The following is a 19,291-nucleotide window of genomic DNA, read 5'->3' on the forward strand; positions in this document are numbered from 1 at the left end:
AAATTTTTGTTTGTTTATAGTGCTCTATAATAACGCCATCGCGCTTTAAGGTATACAAAACAAAAAAGGCCAACATTTTAATATTGGCCATTTTCATATTTTGCTTACGCCAATCAGGTTACATTAATCCTGATTGAACAACGGTAGTTTACTTAAGATGCATTAACATTTTCTCTGGCTGTGTCAGGTAACTCATCCATAGATTGTTGAATCGCACCATAGTCGCGCCATCGATAATGCGGTGGTCACCAGACCAGTTAACCGCCATGATATTTTGCGCACTAACGTTTCCTTCATCATCAAAACGCGGAAGTTTCTGCGTTTTACCAAGTGCAACAATAGCGGCTTCTGGCTTATTGATTACGGGCGTTGCGGTAATACCGCCTATTGCACCAATATTAGAGATGCTAATCGTACCGCCTCTAAGGTGCTCGCCAGCCACGCGCCCTGCTCTGGCTTGCTCAATAATATCCTGCATTTGAACAGCAATATCTAAAAGCGAGAGGTCTTGTACGCGCTTAATATTGGGTACAAGCAAACCAATTTTAGAGTCAACTGCAAAACCAACATTATGGTCTGCGAAGTAGCTTATCTCAGTGGCGTCCTCGTTAAGCTGACTGTTAATGACAGGGAACTCATTAAGTGCCAATGACATTGCTTTAACGAAAAACGGCATAAAGCTGAGTTTTACGTTTTTCGCTTCAAATTCAGGTTTAAGCAGCTTGCGTAGCGACATTAGGTTGTCCATTACCAACTCGTCACTAACTGTGAAGTGCGGGATAGTATAGACCGAAGCCGACATTTGCTTCGCCATCGCTGCCTGAATACCGCGTACTTTTTCTGTTCTAACGCTGCCTTTAAGCGCAGTGCTTGTGCTATTCGAATCGCCTTTTTCTGCGGTAGGTGAACTTGGGGCAGAAGATGACGTATTTTGAGACGACGTATCAACATTCGAATGTTGTAGATTCAATACGTCAGACTTTAGGATCCGCCCTTTTTTGCCCGAGCCCTTCACCGAAGAAAGGTCGATATTCTTTTCTCTTGCAACACGTCTTACCGCGGGACTAGCCAACACCTTACCTTCTATAGCGATAGGTGGCTCGTATTCGCCATCGCTGAATTTTGAAGGAGCAACTTGCGCTGATTGCTGACTTGAACCGTTTGTTTGCACAGTCACCGAGCTTTGAGATGCAACGCTTGAAGCACTGTTGTTTGCCGATAGTGATTCGTCATCAGTACCGCTAGTCGTTGTGGCTTCGCCGGCAACTTCTAGCGCAAACAATGCACTATGCACTTTCGCTATATCGCCTTGCGCGTAATAAAGGCGATGCACGGTACCTGCGTTTTTAGCGGGGATCTCTACCACTGCCTTGTCGGTCATCACTTCTACAACGGCTTGATCTTCTTCAATTTCATCGCCTTCGGCCACGTTCCACTTCACAATTTCGCACTCGACAATACCTTCACCAATATCTGGCAGAATAAAGTCTTCGATGTGCTTTCCGTTTGAAGCGCTTGAAGAAGCACTGTCATTCGCTGTCGCTGTTTCAGACGCATTTTCTTTTACTTCCGCTTGCGCGTCTTCTTGAGTATCTGAGTTAGTGCCTGCATCATCTGGCGTCATAGAGAACAACGGCGCATGCACTTTAGCAATATCGCCTACCGCGTAATGCAGTTTATTAACCACACCCGCATGCATTGCAGGAATTTGCACGGTAGCCTTGTCGGTCATTACTTCCGCGACAGGTTGGTCTTCCTCTATATGCTCACCTTCAGAAACTAACCATTCCAGAAGTTCACATTCAACTATACCTTCACCAATGTCCGGTAAGATAAATTCAATTGTCATTTCATCGTCCCCCGGCTTAGTAGTGAAGCGTACGTTTTATGGCTTCGTACGTCTTTGTTTCATCTGGCATATATTCTTTTTCGTGCGCCAAAGGATACGGCGTGTCTAAACCACACACTCTTGCAATAGGCGCTTCAAGATATAAGAAACAACGTTCCTGAATGCTCGCTGCGATTTCACTCGCAAAGCCACCCGTTAGCGGTGCTTCGTGGTTTATCAATAAACGACCTGTTTTCATTACAGATTGCATAACCGTTTCAACGTCCCACGGTAATATGCTGCGTAAATCGATAATTTCACACGACACACCATCTTCAAGTGCCATCTCTGCGGCTTTTTGCAGAATTTCTATTTGCGCGCCCCATCCCAGTAACGTGATATCGCTACCTTCTTGAACGATATCTGCCTTACCTAACGGTAGTTCGTAATCTTCCTCAGGCACTTCTGACACTGAAGCACGGTAAAGACGCTTAGGCTCCATAAACAATACGGGGTTTTTATCGCGAATAGACGCAAGCAACAGACCTTTTGCTTGGTATGGGTCACGAGGGACTACAATCTTTAACCCTGGGCAGTGAGCGAAGAAGGCCTCTGGTGATTGACTGTGATAATGGCCACCGGCAATACCGCCGCCATAAGGTGTACGAATTGTTAGCGTACCAACGTCGAACTGACCGCCTGAACGATAGCGCCATTTAGCCGTCTCATTCACGATTTGGTCAAACGCAGGGAAAATGTAATCACCGAATTGAATTTCAGCAACAGGTACAGAGCCCTGTGATGCCAATCCGTTTGCGAAGCCGATAATGCCTTGTTCAGTAAGCGGCGTGTTAAAGCAACGTGCTTTGCCGAATTTTTCCTGAAGATGGCTGGTCGCACGGAATACGCCACCAAAATGGCCAACGTCTTCGCCAAAGACCATTACTTTTTCATCTTCGGTCATGGCTGTGATGAGTGCATTATTAATTGCTTGAAGTAGATTCATCTTAGCCATTATTTTACTCTCCCTGCTGTTTTAGGGTACATCTTCGGGTACTTTTTGATATGCGCTTTCAATTCATTAAGTTGTTCTTTTAGATGCCATGGTGGTGTGTCGTAAACATCTTCAACGATATCTTCAATGGCACATACGTCTGTTTTTTCACAACTCTTCATAGCTGTTAATACATCTTGTCTTGCTTTATCAACGCGCTTTTGATTCTCAGCTTCGTCGAACCAGCCTTTGCTTTCTAACCATTTCGCCATACGAGCGATAGGGTCTTTTGCACGCCATTTATCTTCTTCTTCACGAGAGCGATAACCTGTTGGGTCGTCTGATGTAGAGTGTGCCGCTAAGCGATAAGTCATGGCTTCAATAAGCACAGGACATTTTTCTTCAATGGCAATACGACGCGCTTCTTTGGTAGCAGCATAAATAGCTAGCACATCGTTGCCGTCAACTCGGATGGTTTTAATACCGTAACCTAAGCCACGAGACGCAATGCCGTCACCCGCGAATTGCTCTTCTGCTGGTGTTGAAATGGCGTAGCCATTATTTCGGCAAAAGAAGATTACTGGGCAGTTTAGTACAGCGGCCATATTTAGCCCTGCATGGAAGTCCCCTTCTGAGGCTGCACCTTCACCGAAGTAACAGATAGTAACCACATCTTTACCTGACATTTTTTGGCCATAGGCATATCCAGATGCTTGAGGGATCTGTGTGCCTAGTGGTGAAGATATCGTCATAAAGTTAAGTGGTTTGTCACCATAATGGATAGGCATTTGACGTCCTTTGTTCGGGTCGTCTTTATTGCTAAACATTTGGTTCATGAATTGTTCTGTGGTGTATCCGCGGTACGCCAATGCGCCTTGCTCACGGTACTGAGACATGATCATGTCGTCGTCCGATAGTGCTGCAGCACTTGCTACTGAAGCCGCTTCTTCGCCTGTGCTGGCCAAGTAAAAACTAATGCGACCTTGGCGCTGCGCGCCGACCATACGTTCGTCTAATACTCGAATGTAATGCATGGTATTAAATATTTTTAATGCTTCCTCTTTGCTGAGGTCAGGCTCAACTGCTTTTTCAATGAGTTCACCTTCAGCAGAAAGAATTTGCAGCATTGGGATATCAACAACCCCTTTAGTAATAATTTCGACCTTATTTGTTGTTTTTACTTCGGCCAAATGATTTCTGTCTTTCACGTTTGTTCCCCTTAAATATGAGGGTTAATAGCGACTTATAGAGTTTGAAATATGCTAGATGAGGAGAAGCAGGAGTGTCTTACTTATTAAAAGGTATTTTTCAAAATGGGTGAAATAGCCATACTCATTTAATTTGGTTGGGAAGGATAATCGTCCTAAAAACGTAAAACATATGTAAATTATATGAAAACGCAGTAGGATATTCCTCATCAGGAAAGTGCGTTTCTGTACTGCGGTACGTTGTACCAAAGGTTTATTAAAGTAATTTTATTTCAATAAATATGCGGTTCACCTGCACTTTTACGCCTAAATATTCTAGTTTTTTTTCATAATGAAGCTTCTTCCAAATGTAACAAAATATGTAAATTGTGTATTTCTGAAATACACATTACATAACCTAAAAAAGTGTGCTAACAATAAATGTGTCATGACGACTTGAAGTGATTTAAAAAGGCAAATGACCTTTAAAGCGTTACAAAGATCGTCAGACCCAGGGAACTTTTCACACGAGAATAATTATGAAAAAAACAATTATTAGCACGGTAGTTGCCACTGCCTTAGCAGGTTCTGCTTTTGGCGCGTTTGCACTATCAAATCAAATTTCCGGTCATAGCGTTGAACAACAAAACGCTATCGAAGCATCTTTCGACAAGAAAAACATTCTTGCAAACGCTATCCAAGTTAATAGCGATAGTGTTCGTGTAATTATCCAACTGAACGATGCCCCGATGGCACAGTTTAGCGGAGTAAATCCAAGTGTTAGCAGCATGGCTGCGCATAAAGGTCAAAAGGTTAACTTTGCATCTAATGCTGCAAAGGAATACAAATCATTCCTTGAAGCTAAACAGCAATCTGTAATCCAATCGATTAGAGCTTTTGATAAATCATTTAAAGCTGACCTATCTTACACTGCAGCATTCAACGGCTTTGCGGGTATTGTGTCAAAAAGCTCGCTTGATAAGCTTTCAAGCCTGTCAAATGTTAAAGCAGTTTATCCAGATGTTATTCATCATGCGCAAATGGACGCAAGCCTTGACCTAATTGGTGCTGTTGAAACGTGGGAACAATTTGGCGGTAAAGAAAGCGCCGGTGCTGGTGTAAAAGTAGCCGTCATTGATAGCGGTATTCGCCCAGAAAACCCACTATTTAGCGGTGAGAACTTTGAAGCGCCAGCTGCAGAAACGCTACCTACAGATGATTATTGTTCAGAAGTTCCTGATTTTTGTAACAACAAGCTTATCGTTGCACGTGCAGCTGACATTGTAGAAGGTTTCGCGGTTGTTGAGGAAGAATATGAAAGCCCACTAGGTTTCAACGGACACGGTACACACGTTGCCGGTACTGCCGTTGGTAACTTTGGTGTTATGGCTGAGCGCGATGGAGCTGAAGCCGAAATCTCAGGTGTTGCACCTGCGGCCTACCTGATGGCTTATAAAGGTCTTTACGCTACGCCAGCAAACCCTGCGTCTTCAAGTGGCGCCTCGTCTATGTTGCTTTCAATGCTAGAAGCGGCCTTAGTAGACGGTGCTGATGTTGTTAATAACTCGTGGGGCGGCGGCGCAGGCGGCAACCCTAACGGTTCTGTTTACGAAGACGTTCTTGAAGCTATGCACGATGCCGGCGTAGTTACAGTATTTGCCGCAGGTAACGATGGCCCTGGAGAAGGAACTATAGGTTGCCCTGGTTGTTCTGAAGACGTTATTACTGTAGCTGCAACAACAACAGATCGTTTATTTGCTAATGAGTTGACAATTGAAGGTGATACTTCAATTGGCACTATCCCTGCACTTTACTCTGTTGGTAACCCAAGCATTGTTTTTGATACGGCTTTAACTGCACCCGTTGTTTATGCTGGTGAAGTTGCAGAGGCTAACGTTGAAGGTTGTGAAGAGTTCGCTGCCGGTGCGTTTGACGGTGCTATTGCGCTTATTAGCCGTGGTACATGTGGATTCGTAACAAAAATAGAAAATGCTGAAGCTGCAGGTGCGGTTGCGGTTGTAATTCACAACGTCGACGGACGTGGTGAAGCTCCGATCCTAATGGGTGGTCTTAGCCCAGACCAGACTGTTCCATCATTCATGGTACCTGCAACACCGGGTCAGGAATTAGCAACCCTAATCTCAGGTACTGAGGAAGCGGTAAATATTACAATCGGTGCTGAAGTGGTTCGCGTTGTATCTGAAAGCTTAGCGGACATTATGGCCGACTTTAGCTCACGTGGTCCAAACGGCGATCCTACGTTCCTTAAACCGAACATTGCCGCACCGGGTGTAAGAATCTTCTCTGGTGAATCTCCAGATGCTCCTGGTCATGAAGGCGAGAACTTCTCGTTTAAAGGTGGTACGTCAATGGCGTCTCCACACGTAGCTGGCGCAGCGGCTCTACTTAAACAAATGCACCCAGATTGGACTGCACAACAGATTAAGAGTGCCCTTGTAACTTCTTCTATCCGTGATGTACTTAAAGAAGATGCAGCTACTCAAGCCGACAACTTTGACATGGGTGCAGGTCGTCTAGATCTTCCTCGTGCAACTAGTGTTGAACTTACTTATAGCGATTTGAGCCTTGTAGATGGTAACTGTTATCTGAACTGTGAAATGTCTATAACGGTAACAAATACAAGTGACGAAGATGTAACTGTTGATGCAACAGCGATGTTTAACGACCCCGCAATTGTAGCAACCGTTACACCACAAATGGCTACCCTAGCAGCAGGTGCTTCAGCTGAGATTATGGTCGCGGTAGACGTAACTACAGCTTCTACTGGTTCATGGTCTTTCGGTGGCATTAACTGGGCTGATACAGACGATACTACGACGGATTACTTTATCCCTGTAGCGGTTTATCCAATTAGCAGCGATGAGCCTTCTCTATTCGATAGTGACGTGAGTAATCAATTCGCAGCTGAAGGTGAACTAGTTGTTACTGAAGCATTTGCTACTAACACTGATGTTACTGGTATGATTAGTATATCTGGTGAAATTGATCACAAATACGACATCAACCCGTCAACGATTTCTGCTGTTAAAAACGGTAACCAAGAACCTGTAAGCTACGACGCTGAATCTGGCACGGTATATTGGGAAGGTGCATTAAATACTGCGTCATTCTCAATGAATGCAGACACCACAATTGGTGACCTACTTGAAGGCTTCGGCTTAGGTAGATACGTTCCTATGGCTTCAATTGGCGTTGCCCCTCTTGTGTGTTCTGGTGCGTGTGATGATGCGTCTATTGAAATTAGCTTGCCGCGTACTATCACCTATCTAGGTGCTGAGTACACCACCATGCAGATTTCTTCGAATGGTTTTGTATCACTAGGCACAAGTTCAGGTAACATTACTACTCCGTTTGCTGAAGTGCTTCCTAATCTAAGCGAGCCTAATAACATTGTTGCTCCATATTGGACTGACTTGGATTTAGCTGGCGGTGGTGCTGGTACGGGTAACATTTATGCGGTAAGTCTCACAACAGGTCACTTCGTTGTTGAGTGGGAAAATGCTCAGATTTGGAATGAAGAAGGTACAAGCTTTAACTTCCAGCTATGGTTTGAGTACGAAACAGGTAACGTGAACTTTGTTTACGGTCCAATGGACACGCCAGTGTATGCAACTGTTGTTGGTGCAGAGAATTCATCTGGTAGTGTCGGTACTACCCTTGCGTCACTAACGTCAGCAGGCGTCCAAGGCACTCTTCCAGTGGAAGGTGATGAGTTCGTACTAACGGCTAATGCAGGCGATGAAGTAAGAATCAGTTATGCAGGTACTGTAATTCCTTCAAGCGAGTATATGGACGATATGCTCTCAGTGAACGAAGATGCGTCGGTAACGGCTAATATTCTTGCTAATGAAATGGATAGCACCATTATTAACACGTTTACTATGGAATCGCTTTCAGGAGACTTCCGTACGTTTACGCCTATTACAATCGATAAAGCGCCACTTGATCCGTCAACTGTTACAGTTACTACTGAAGCGGCAAACGGTACAGTGACGGTTAACGATGATGGTACGGTAACCTACACGCCAAATGCAGACTTCTTCGGTGAAGACGCATTTACCTACACAGTTCAGGTTGAGGGTACCACTACTGACGCAGGCGAAGTTGTTGAAGGCGACATCGTAGGCGAAGGTACAGTAACGGTAGCGGTTGCAGGCGTACAAGATGCACCTGTCCTTTCAATCTCTGCGCCATCTAGCGTAGATGAAGGTGAGTCATTCACCGTAACTGCATCGGCCACTGACGCAGACGGCGACGACGTTACTATCACTATTGACGGTGTTGAGACAACGTCATTTACTGGAACTGCACCAAGCCACGAGCAAGCTAGTAGTGTAACCGTTCAAGTAACAGCAACCGACGGTATTGATACAACCACAGACAGCGTAACTATCGCAGTTAACGATAAGTCTGGCGGTTCTATGGGTTGGATTGCATTGCTTCTAGCACCAGCGGTATACCTGCGTAGACGCATGAAACGTTCATAACGTTCTCTTCATAAGCAAAAAAGGCCGCAATCGCGGCCTTTTTTAATCGTCGTTAGAAAGTTGCCGTAAGTGCTGAGACATCCTTTTACTCGGTTGCACCCCTAGCTCACGAAATTTCTCAATTTGCCTTACGATATTCCCTCGCCCGCTAGTTAATTTATTCATAGCTTGCTCATAACTTGCTTGTGCGCTATCCATAGACTTTCCTACCTTTTCCATGTCAACGATAAAGCCAACAAACTTGTCGTAAAGCTTTGCCGCTTGGTCAGCAATTAGCTGGGCATTTTGATTTTGGTATTCATATTGCCAAATATTGTTAATGGTTCTTAATGCAACCAGTAAATTTGTTGGGCTTACCAACATTATGTTGTGATTGAGTGCCAAGGTGACTAATTCGGGCTCTTCTTCAACTGCGATAAGAAATGCAGGTTCTATCGGGATAAACAGCAAAACGTAATCCAGCGTTTTAATGCCTTGTAAGGTTTGATAGTCTTTTGCTCCAAGGCCCTTAATGTGGCCTTTTATGGATGCTACATGTTGACTTAAATATTGCGCCTTCTCGGTTTCATTGTCGCAATTGTAATAACGCTCATAGGCGGCAAGACTTACTTTTGAGTCAATAATTACGTCTTTATCGTTGGGCAAATGAACTACGACGTCTGGTTGGAAACGCTTGCCTTGGTCTGATGTCGCAGACATTTGAGTTTCGAACTCATGCCCTTCGCGTAAACCCGACTCCTTCAGAATACGCTCCAGCACTACCTCGCCCCAGTTTCCTTGTTTTTTATTATCACCTTTAAGTGCACTGGTGAGTGCAGCGGCTTCTTCAGTTATTTTCTGATTAAGGGCTTTTAAACTTAAAATTTCTGTTTTAAGTGAAGCTCGCTCTTGGCCTTCACGTATATGTTGCTCATTTATTTGGCGTTTAAAGCCCTCTAATTCGTTCTTAAACGGTGCAAGTACAGCTTCTATGTTGTGTTTGGTTTGCTGCGTGTATCGCTGCTGTTTTTCTTCAAAGATACGGTTTGCTAAATTCTCAAACTGAGTCTGCAGACGTTGTTCAGATGCATTCATAGACGCAAGCTTATCTTCATGCGCAGTATGAAGCGCCTGAATTCTTGCTTGGTGCACATCGTTTTGTGCTTGAAGCTTGGCAATTGCAATACGCTCGCTATTCAAATCATTTTGTAGCTGCTCATTGATTTGCGAAAGCTGCGCTATCTTGGTGGCATTCGCCTGGCCTCGAATAAATGAATAAAGTGAAAAAGCACACACACTTACGAAGGCTATTAGAAAGGAAATGGGTTCGCTAGAAATAAGGTTAATTAACATAGTGCACGTTCATACTGTTATTTTGTACAGCACTATAAACAAAATCAGATAAATATACCAACTGGTATAAATTTAAAATGAAATTGGGGCAAAACGTCTAGCACGTAAACCTTTGAAAAAATGAAACTACACAAATGAAAACGGGTGCTATTGCACCCGTTTTTTGTACTGTGAAGAAAAACCTAATTAGCTTTCTTAAGCAGAACGGCTTATCTTAAGTTTTGCCTTCCTCTCTATTTAGATAGCGAGGCATCAAGCTCTTCAATTTTTGCTTTCCAAATGGCCGGACCATTTTTGTGAGCATTGGCACCCGTGCTGTCTACTGCAACGGTTACCGGCATATCTTCTACGTCGAACTCGTAAATGGCTTCCATACCCAAGTCCTCGAATGCTACGACACGAGATTTCTTAATGGCTTTAGATACGAGGTACGCTGCACCTCCAACTGCCATTAGATAAACCGCTTTGTGTTTAGCAATTGAATCAACGGTTGCTGGACCACGCTCTGCTTTTCCAATCATGCCAATAAGGCCTGTTTTCTCTAGCATCATGTCAGTAAACTTATCCATACGGGTAGCCGTTGTCGGGCCAGCCGGACCAACCACTTCGTCACCCACTGCATCTACAGGGCCAACGTAATAGATAAAGCGGTTAGTTAGGTCAACGCCCTCAGGCAAACCTTCACCGTTTTCCATCATGGTTTGAATGCGCTTGTGAGCGGCATCACGGCCGGTAAGCATCTTACCTGACAACAGTACCGTTTCACCTACTTTCCACTCTTGGATATCTTCTTTTGTTACTTCATCAAGGTTAACGCGGCGAGTGTTTTCACTCACTTCCCAAGTTACTTCTGGCCAATCTTCTAACTTTGGTGGTGTTAACTCGGCTGGACCTGAACCATCTAAATAGAAATGTGCGTGACGAGTCGCCGCACAGTTAGGGATCATTGCTACAGGTTTTGACGCAGCATGAGTAGGTAGCGACTTAATCTTAACGTCAACAACAGTCGTTAAACCACCTAGGCCTTGCGCACCGATACCCAACTTATTTACGCGGTCAAAAATTTCTAAGCGAAGTTTTTCGTCGGTAGTTTGCGGGCCACGCTCTATAAGCTCCTGGATGTCTACTGGGTCCATAAGGCTTTCTTTCGCAAGTACTGCTGCTTTTTCAGCCGTACCGCCAATACCTATACCAAGCATTCCAGGCGGACACCAGCCAGCGCCCATTGTCGGCAATGTTTTTACTACCCAGTCAGCGATATCATCGCTTGGATTAAGCATTACCATTTTCGATTTGTTTTCAGAGCCGCCGCCTTTAGCCGCGATCATTACTTCAATCTTTTCGCCTGCCACCATATCAATGTGAACAACTGAGGGCGTATTGTCTTTAGTGTTTTTACGCGCACCGGCAGGGTCAGCAACGATAGAGGCGCGAAGTGGATTGTCTGGATTAAGGTATGCACGACGTGTACCTTCATCAACCATTTCTTGAACGGTCATGTCAGTTTTATCCCACGTCACTCCCATACCAACTTTAACAAAACAGGTTACGATCCCCGTGTCTTGACACAAAGGGCGCTTACCCTCTGCCGACATGCGTGAGTTGATAAGAATTTGTGCCATCGCGTCTTTCGCGGCTTGGCTCTTTTCCTTCTTATAGGCTTCTTCTACGGCTTTAACGTAATCGAGCGGGTGATAATAAGAAATAAATTGCAGGGCATCTTCAATGCTGTCAATGAAGTCTTGTTGACGGATAACGGTCATGACATCCTCTTTTTATTTGGCTTTCGTGGTCTTAGCTAGCTAAAAAAGCGTATACTAGCGCATCTAAAGACAACGCACCATGTAAAACCATGTGCTTGTGGCTAATTCCAGTCATTTTTAAAAACTATGCTGAAGGGATATCAGAAAAAGTAGCCTAATGTCACTGGTTATTAGCCGTTATTTGTTAACGCCAGTTAGAAATAGAAGGACGTTTGGTGCTTAATTCGAGCACCAAACGCCCACGATAAAAAGAAGTACAGAAAACACCTATGTCACACGCAGATACTATTCACGTTCATGTTTCCCGTTTCACTGCAGAGGAATTAGCCGACAAATTAGCGCTAAATTGTGACGAGAACGCAGCCGTTTTCAATGCACTTTTTAAGCGAGTATCTACACACCCATACTCCCTTTTACTAGATACTTCCGGTTCGTCGAAAAGTGAAGGTCGCTTCAATATCATGGCATTTTCGCCTTGTGCAGCTATCGAAGCAAAAGGTGATAAGGTTCAACTCATCGAACTAAACACTTCAAAGCGCCAGGAATTGACACTGCCCCCCTTTGAAGCGGTGCAAGCACACTTACATGCGCGCGTTTCAAATGTACAGATACATGCCAGTGTAAATACATCGCACCTCCCTTTCATTATCGGTGTGGCTGGTATGGCAGGCTATGACACTGGGCGCTTTTATGAAACGATGCCAAGCATCGCCAAAGATGACTACGAAACCCCTGATTTCGCAGTAGGCCTTTATCTTCGTTCACTTATTGAAGATACAAAAACAGGCTACATCTATTATTGCTCGGTTGATAGTCAACCGCTGACTCAGGTTTTTTCTTCGTTCAGCGACAAAACATCTGAGCCAAATTTCAAGTTAACGTCGCGGTTCGAATCAAATTTGTCTAAAACGGAATATGAAGCTTGTTTGGATAAAATACACGCCTATTTGCGTGCCGGTGACTGCTACCAGGTAAATATGGCGCAACGTTTTAGTGCAGCGTTTGAAGGGGATATGTGGCAAGCATATTGTGAGCTACGCAATCAAAATCAAGCGCCATTTTCAGCCTTTTATAACCTTCCCCAAGGTTGTATTGCTTCCATTTCACCAGAACGCTTTTTACGCGTTAAAGATGGGGTTGTAGAAACAAAACCGATAAAGGGTACACGCCCGCGATTTGAAGACAAACAACAAGATGCAGCCAGTGCACAGAGCTTGCTCTCAGCAGAAAAAGACCGTGCAGAAAATCTTATGATTGTAGATCTGCTGCGCAACGATATTTCAAAGCACTGCAAACCTCACTCGGTAAACGTACCTGCACTCTTTGCTCTTGAAAGTTATCAGGCTGTGCACCATTTAGTAAGTACGGTAACCGGTGAATTAAATGAGTCTTCTTCGCCTTTATCCCTTCTGGCGTCGGCATTTCCTGGAGGGTCAATAACTGGAGCGCCGAAAATCCGCGCGATGGAAGTTATCGATGAGCTTGAGCCACACCGCCGGAATATCTACTGTGGCAGCGTGTTCTATATGGGTTTTCGTGAAGACATGGATTCAAGTATTTGTATTAGAACCGTACTGGCAGAGAACCGTCGATTACATTGCTGGGCCGGTGGTGGTATTGTGCTAGATTCTGTTTCTAGCGAAGAATATCAAGAAACTCTTGATAAAGTGTCTAGAATACTGCCAGTACTTGAATCAATTAACCAATAGCATAGTATGCTGTATGTAATGTTTTAGCAGAAAGGTAAGCATGTAGGTTGTAAGCAAATATCTATGACAAAGAACGAGTTCCTATCACAGTTTCACCACTTAAGGCAGCCCCACACCGAGCCAGATTTTCCGTTGCGAAAAACAGGACGCCCTGCGGCTGTACTTATCCCCCTGATAGATTACGGGAATTCGCTTCAATTACTGCTTACCGAACGCGCTCACCACCTCAAGCATCACCCAGGTCAAATCAGTTTTCCAGGCGGAGCGGTCGACGAAGCTGACAACTCTTTTTTTGACGCAGCACTTAGAGAAGCTGAAGAAGAAGTTGGTTTACCCGCTACCCACGTTGACGTAGTAGGAATGTTGCCTAGATACCGAACCATCAGTGGATATGAAATCGCGCCAGTGGTTGGCTTTGTAAAGCCTGACTTTACACCGATTATTGACAAAAATGAGGTAGAAAGCGCTTTTGAGGTGCCTCTGGCACATGTGTTAGACAGAAAAAATCATTTAGTTCACACGACGCATCGCGATAAAAAGGCATTTCCAATTTACTTTATCCCATGGAAAAACCGTATGATATGGGGCGCAACGGCGGCAATGTTACGCAATCTATCTCATCATATTCACCCATAGCCTTTGTATTTGCTTATCCGCTCTTGTGTGTACTATAAATTAAACTTTACAGCGTATTAGCAAAACTAATCCCTTTATTAGCTTTTCTGTATTGTGGTTTTTACGCGGTGGATGCATGATCTTACTATTACTTTGTTTTAATTTTTAAAGTTTATGATCAGTGTATTTGATATGTTCAGCGTGGGCATTGGCCCATCGAGTTCGCACACCGTAGGACCAATGAAAGCAGGCGCCGAGTTTGTCACTGAACTCGCTCAGGAAGCTGCGCTTTTTGATTCAGTGGATAGCGTGAAAGTTGAACTGTTTGGCTCTCTTGGTCAAACTGGTATCGGCCATGGTACTGGCAAAGCCGTTATCTTGGGCCTTTTGGGGGAGTTACCCGACGTTGTCGACGTAGACAGTATAGAAACTAAACTTGAAGAAATTCGCAACAGCGAAAAACTCTGTCTTAACGGCCTAAAGTCAGTGCGCTTTCCTAATAAAAACGCTATTGTCTTCCATCGTCGAAAAACACTACCAAAGCACGCGAACGCATTAACTTTTTATGCGTATTCAAAAGACGAGTTGGTCAAAGAGCAAACTTACTACAGTATTGGTGGTGGCTTTATCATAAAAGATGAGGACTTTGACGCCACTAAAGCTCACGCAGCCAGTCTGCAGGAATCTGTTCCCTTTCCTTTCAAAACCGCTGGCGACCTTCTAGCGTTGTGCAAGAATAATGGTTTGAGTATTAGCTCATTAATGCTGCGAAACGAAGCGACTTTTAGGCCTAAGCACGAAGTTAAACAACAACTTCATAATATCTGGTTAGTAATGAAAGCCTGCATACAACGCGGTATTGAAAGCGAAGGGATTTTGCCTGGCGGTTTGAAAGTAGTACGTCGTGCTCCTGGCTTGTATCGTCGTCTTCAAACTGAACATACCAACGATCCCATGCAGACCATGGACTGGGTAAACTTGTTCGCTTTAGCAGTAAATGAAGAAAACGCAGCTGGAGGTCGAGTTGTCACCGCACCAACTAATGGTGCAGCGGGTGTTATTCCAGCGGTGCTACAGTACGTTGATAAATTTATCAGACCAGTGGATGAAGAAGTAGCAAGCCGCTTCCTGCTTACTGCAGGCGCTATTGGTATTCTCTATAAAGAGAATGCGTCGATTTCTGGTGCTGAAGTAGGCTGCCAAGGTGAAGTGGGTGTTGCGTGTTCAATGGCTGCAGGAGCCTTAGCGGAAATTATGGGTGGCACAGCCGCTTCGGTTGAAAATGCTGCTGAAATAGGAATGGAGCATAATCTAGGTCTAACCTGTGATCCTGTTGGTGGCCTTGTTCAGGTGCCATGCATTGAGCGAAATGCCATGGGCGCGATAAAAGCCATCAACGCATCTCGCCTTGCATTGCGAGGAACCGGAGAGCAGAAGGTATCATTAGATAAGGTTATTAAAACGATGCGCGATACAGGTAACGATATGAAGACTAAGTATAAAGAAACGGCGCGAGGTGGACTCGCGGTAAATATTATCGAATGTTAGCGTCTCGTTCGAACTAGATAGTGTGTGAATTGCAAAAAAGGGGCAGATAGCCCCTTTTTACATGAACGTTTTTAACAAGCGCTACGTTTACTTTACTGGAAGCGTTACGCCTTTAAACATCTTTTCCACTTCTTCGTTATTTTTCAGCATCATGGCCTTCTCGACCTTGTCTTTTGTTAGGTGTGGCGCAAAACGTTCAATAAAGTCATACATGTAGCTTCTTAAGAACGAGCCTTTTCTAAAGCCAATTTTGGTAGTGCTGTAATCGAATAAGTGACTCGCATCTATTTTTACCAAGTCATCATCTAGTTCTTCACTGACGGCCATAGAGGCTATTACGCCAATACCTACTCCTAGGCGTACATAAGTTTTAATTACGTCGGCATCGGTAGCAGTGAATACAATCTTTGGCGTTAGCCCAGCCCTTTCGAAGGCTTGGTCTAACTCAGAACGTCCTGTAAAACCGAAAACGTACGTAACTAATGGATACTTTGCGATATCAGAAATATCGATAGTGCCCTTTTTCGACAGCGGATGATCTTTGTTTACGATTACACTGCGATTCCAGTGATAACAGGGAAGCATGACCAAATCGTTGTATAAGTGCAGTGCTTCTGTGGCAATAGCAAAATCAGCTTCGCCTTTAGCTGCTAAGTCGCTAATTTGCGATGGCGTACCTTGGTGCATATGCAGTGAAACTTTGGGGTATTTGCCCATAAAACCCTGTATCACATCAGGTAATGCATAACGGGCCTGCGTATGGGTAGTCGCAATATTAAGTTTACCTTGGTCAGGAAGTGTGTGCTCTCTAGCCACGGCTTTAATACTTTCAACTTTCGCCAAGATTTCACGCGCAATATTAATTACATCGTTGCCTGCATCAGTAACGTGTGTAAGGTGCTTTCCACTACGGCCAAAAATTTGAACGCCTAGCTCATCTTCTAACATGCGAACTTGTTTGCTAATACCAGGCTGAGAGGTATACAAACTTTCTGCAGTTGCCGACACGTTCAAATTATTATTGAGGACTTCTACGATATACCGTAGTTGCTGTAGCTTCATATTTTACACCGTTCAAAGGATAGACTGACACTTTACTCCCACCGTTATAACCAAAACTACTGTTTTTTACTAGTTGCTATTACAAAATTTGCATTATAAAGTTGAATTTGTTTATTTTTTTACAAATTTACGCGTAATTTGCCCTTCATTGTTCAATCTCTTCTACAGTATGTTTAGGGTGAAATAGTCGCACGGCGTTTAATAGTTAATGAGTAGCAGTAAACAGGTTACATCCACAATTGATTTTTCATCGGTACTAGCTGCAGCTGTACACGATATGAAAAACTCACTTTTTCTTTTGATTCAGTCTATTGAAACGCTAAGCGATACCCTCTCTCCGCGGGACACAAAAGCAAGAGAACAAGTTGCCAGTGTTCATTATGAAGCGTCTAGGCTTAACACTAACCTTGTTCAGATCCTCTCTTTATACAGAGCAGAGCTAGAAAGCCTTCCCATAACGGTTGACGAAAGTTTTCTAAAAGATCTTGTAGAAGACGTTATCGGCTCAAATGCGCTGTACGTAGCTCAAAAAAATATTGATATAGTCATTGATATTGAAGAAGACTTGAGCTGGTATTTGGACAGTGAGTTAATTTATTTGCTTTTGAACGACGTCATTATAAACGCTATGCGCTATGGGACATCAAAAATACTTGTTTCAGCGCATGTCGACGATAATGATTTTATGACATTAAAAATTGAAGATGATGGTAGTGGTTACCCAGACGAAATGTTATCCAAAAGCCACGAAGATTTGTGTGACTTTGAATTAAGCCAAGGCCGGACAGGTTTGGGGCTATTCTTTGCCAAACTTATTGCAAGTGCGCATTCGCAAGGCGATAGATATGGCACTATTGCCCTATCAAATGGTGGATGTTTCGGCGGAAGTGTATTTGAAGTAAAAATACCGTAGTATTGTCCGATAACAATAGATAATTCAGAAAGTAACGCTCGCGTTTAAGAAAAAACTGACGTTATAAGAAATAAAAACAGACGGAAACACACGCATGTACGTGATTATTATTATTTTAATTGTTGTCTTGCTTATTGCAGCTATTTTCATAAATGCAATACAACAACATCGACAAAAGCAAGAGGCGGAGCGACGTACTGAACTTGCTAAGCAACGTACCCTTGTCGATGAAACGGAAAACGTTATCGCTGCAAGTGTAAATATGCCGGTATCTTCACGTATTATGGGCATTCTTCATAATCGTATTCTTAATGCACTTAAAGCGATGAACGAGTTATCAAGCACCGCTGAGTTAAAGCAAAGAATTTCTAGTAGTGAGCAAGCGACGGCTGCGGCACTCTCTGACAACTCTGGCGCTACGACGGAGTTCTCGTTACCCGACAACGACAAAATGATTATTCAGTATATTCAAGCGGTTAAAAAACTTCGTATTATCCTTCGCTCTGAGCACAGCAAAGGTCAAATTGATTCTAAAGTATTCATGGATGAAGATAAGCAGCTTGAACGCTTGCAGGTAAAAGTAAATGTAGAAACATTGATTAAGCGCGGCCGCGCTGCGCTTCAAACCAATATGCTTGGGTCTGCCAGACAGTATTTTGAAAAGGCGAAAAACGCACTAGAAAATCAAAACCCTCAAGATGAATACTCAATGTCTAAACTTTCTACACTTAACGAGTGGTTACACGACATACAAAGCAACCTTAAGAGCGTGAACGAAAAAGATCGCGCCAAGAAGCAAGAAGAAGAAAGAGACGAATTAGACGAGTTGTTCGCACCTAAAAAGAAGTGGTAGGTCGAACCTTTTCTTAAGAATAAAGCGCATTATTTCACTCATAATGCGCTACGGCCATGTCCCACATAGATTGAGCCGGCAGAGATAACCCTTTTCGCGCGTTTCGAATTATTCCAATATTTTTCACCAGAGGCATGTCACTAATTTCTTTTGTTACTAGCCCCAATCCCTCCATTTGCGCTTTACAAATCGCTGGCATAATGGATATACCTAATCCATTTAGAATAAGCTTTCCGAGGGTAGATAGCTGCCCGGTTTCCGCGATTATATTTAACTCACCATATTGTGCTAGCTTAGATTGAGTCCAGTGGCGTACCGCAGATCCCCTATTCATCATTACTAATGGCAGTTTAAGACAATCCTGCCAATGCAACTTGTCCCCTAAATGGGCTGATTGTGCTTTGTTGGTCACAACAACAAACTCATCGGCGAATAGGCTTTTAAACACTAAACCATCTTTGCGCTCTGGTTCAAACGAGAAACCAATTTCACTACGACCAGTAGTAACTTCATGAATTACCTGTTCCATAACTACATCGACAATTCGTAAGTTTACGTTTGGAATTCGTTGATGAAATACTGACAAGATATTTGGTAAATGAGACTCGGCAAATGACGGCATAGCGCAAATGGTAAGCTGCCCTTTCGCCATAGCAAACAAATTTTGAATATCAGAAAAAGTATTGTCCCAGTCGTGCAGTAGCCTCAAAGCATTTGGAAACAACACCTCTCCTTCCGGTGTTAGACTTACATTGCGTGTATTGCGTTGAAATAACTTACCGCCTAACTGCTCTTCCATTTTTTTAATTGCCGATGATAAAGCTGGCTGTGTTAAATGTAGATTTACCGCTGCTTCAGCAAAGGTTGATGACTTTGCCACTTCTACAAACGCTTTTATTTGACGGTATGAAACATCCATAAATTTTTCAACTGAGCCCATCTATTAATAAACAATATTTATTAATTGCAAGATTAATTC

The 19,291-nt window shown here is 43.6% G+C and carries 13 protein-coding genes; 6 read left to right on the forward strand and 7 right to left on the reverse strand.

Translation table 11 applies throughout. The features are described from left to right. Positions 1 to 148 precede the first annotated feature (148 nt). The 3 genes from RJ41_RS10385 to RJ41_RS10395 are packed head-to-tail and all read right to left on the reverse strand — an operon-like array spanning position 149 to position 4,030. On the reverse strand, positions 149 to 1,849 hold the full coding sequence (locus RJ41_RS10385; protein ID WP_039220226.1) for a dihydrolipoyllysine-residue acetyltransferase: 1,701 nt from the start codon (positions 1,847 to 1,849) through the stop codon (positions 149 to 151). Positions 1,850 to 1,865: 16 nt separating this feature from the next. Further along, positions 1,866 to 2,843 carry an alpha-ketoacid dehydrogenase subunit beta gene (locus RJ41_RS10390; protein WP_039220227.1) on the reverse strand — a complete coding sequence of 326 codons (978 nt, stop codon included), beginning with the start codon at positions 2,841 to 2,843 and terminating at the stop codon, positions 1,866 to 1,868. Beyond that, positions 2,843 to 4,030 (reverse strand): thiamine pyrophosphate-dependent dehydrogenase E1 component subunit alpha, encoded by a 1,188-nt coding sequence (locus RJ41_RS10395; protein ID WP_039220230.1) that lies wholly within the window; start codon positions 4,028 to 4,030, stop codon positions 2,843 to 2,845. Before RJ41_RS10395 ends, RJ41_RS10390 begins: the two co-directional genes overlap by 1 nt. Positions 4,031 to 4,548: 518 nt before the next feature. On the opposite strand from RJ41_RS10395, the gene RJ41_RS19500 reads away from it, so the two are divergent. Continuing rightward, complete coding sequence (locus RJ41_RS19500; RefSeq protein WP_039220232.1) at positions 4,549 to 8,517, forward strand: S8 family serine peptidase; 3,969 nt, start codon at positions 4,549 to 4,551, stop codon at positions 8,515 to 8,517. Between the two features lie 42 nt (positions 8,518 to 8,559). Here RJ41_RS19500 and rmuC read toward each other — a convergent pair whose 3' ends face one another. Further along, positions 8,560 to 9,849, reverse strand: coding sequence for a DNA recombination protein RmuC (rmuC, locus tag RJ41_RS10405; RefSeq protein WP_039220235.1), 1,290 nt, complete (start codon positions 9,847 to 9,849; stop codon positions 8,560 to 8,562). Positions 9,850 to 10,082: 233 nt separating this feature from the next. Further along, positions 10,083 to 11,612: a fumarate hydratase gene (locus RJ41_RS10410; RefSeq protein WP_014949528.1), complete on the reverse strand. Its 1,530-nt coding sequence runs from the start codon at positions 11,610 to 11,612 to the stop codon at positions 10,083 to 10,085. Positions 11,613 to 11,881: 269 nt separating this feature from the next. Here RJ41_RS10410 and pabB point away from each other — a divergent pair, with 269 nt between their 5' ends. From pabB to RJ41_RS10425, 3 genes are all read left to right on the forward strand, one after another. Next, positions 11,882 to 13,321, forward strand: a complete 1,440-nt coding sequence (gene pabB / locus RJ41_RS10415) for an aminodeoxychorismate synthase component I (RefSeq protein WP_039220238.1) — start codon at positions 11,882 to 11,884, stop codon at positions 13,319 to 13,321. A 63-nt stretch (positions 13,322 to 13,384) separates the two neighbouring features. Beyond that, a complete protein-coding gene (locus RJ41_RS10420; RefSeq protein WP_039220243.1) occupies positions 13,385 to 13,957 on the forward strand; it encodes a CoA pyrophosphatase in 573 nt (190 codons plus the stop codon). Positions 13,958 to 14,110: 153 nt separating this feature from the next. Beyond that, positions 14,111 to 15,484, forward strand: a complete 1,374-nt coding sequence (locus tag RJ41_RS10425; protein WP_039220246.1) for an L-serine ammonia-lyase — start codon at positions 14,111 to 14,113, stop codon at positions 15,482 to 15,484. Between the two features lie 87 nt (positions 15,485 to 15,571). On the opposite strand, the gene cysB is transcribed toward RJ41_RS10425, so the two are convergent. Further along, complete coding sequence (gene cysB, locus RJ41_RS10430) at positions 15,572 to 16,546, reverse strand: HTH-type transcriptional regulator CysB (RefSeq protein ID WP_039220248.1); 975 nt, start codon at positions 16,544 to 16,546, stop codon at positions 15,572 to 15,574. A gap of 208 nt (positions 16,547 to 16,754) precedes the next feature. On the opposite strand from cysB, the gene RJ41_RS10435 reads away from it, so the two are divergent. Continuing rightward, positions 16,755 to 17,459 (forward strand): sensor histidine kinase, encoded by a 705-nt coding sequence (locus RJ41_RS10435; protein ID WP_039220250.1) that lies wholly within the window; start codon positions 16,755 to 16,757, stop codon positions 17,457 to 17,459. A 94-nt stretch (positions 17,460 to 17,553) separates the two neighbouring features. Continuing rightward, entirely contained in the window at positions 17,554 to 18,312 is a 759-nt protein-coding gene (locus RJ41_RS10440) for a membrane protein (protein WP_039220252.1), read from the forward strand. Positions 18,313 to 18,346: 34 nt separating this feature from the next. Here the strand turns inward: RJ41_RS10440 and RJ41_RS10445 are convergent, their stop codons facing one another. Further along, positions 18,347 to 19,231 carry a LysR family transcriptional regulator gene (locus tag RJ41_RS10445; RefSeq protein ID WP_014949521.1) on the reverse strand — a complete coding sequence of 295 codons (885 nt, stop codon included), beginning with the start codon at positions 19,229 to 19,231 and terminating at the stop codon, positions 18,347 to 18,349. Positions 19,232 to 19,291: the final 60 nt, after the last annotated feature.

This window comes from Alteromonas marina (assembly GCF_000808575.1).
GTDB lineage: Bacteria > Pseudomonadota > Gammaproteobacteria > Enterobacterales > Alteromonadaceae > Alteromonas > Alteromonas marina_A.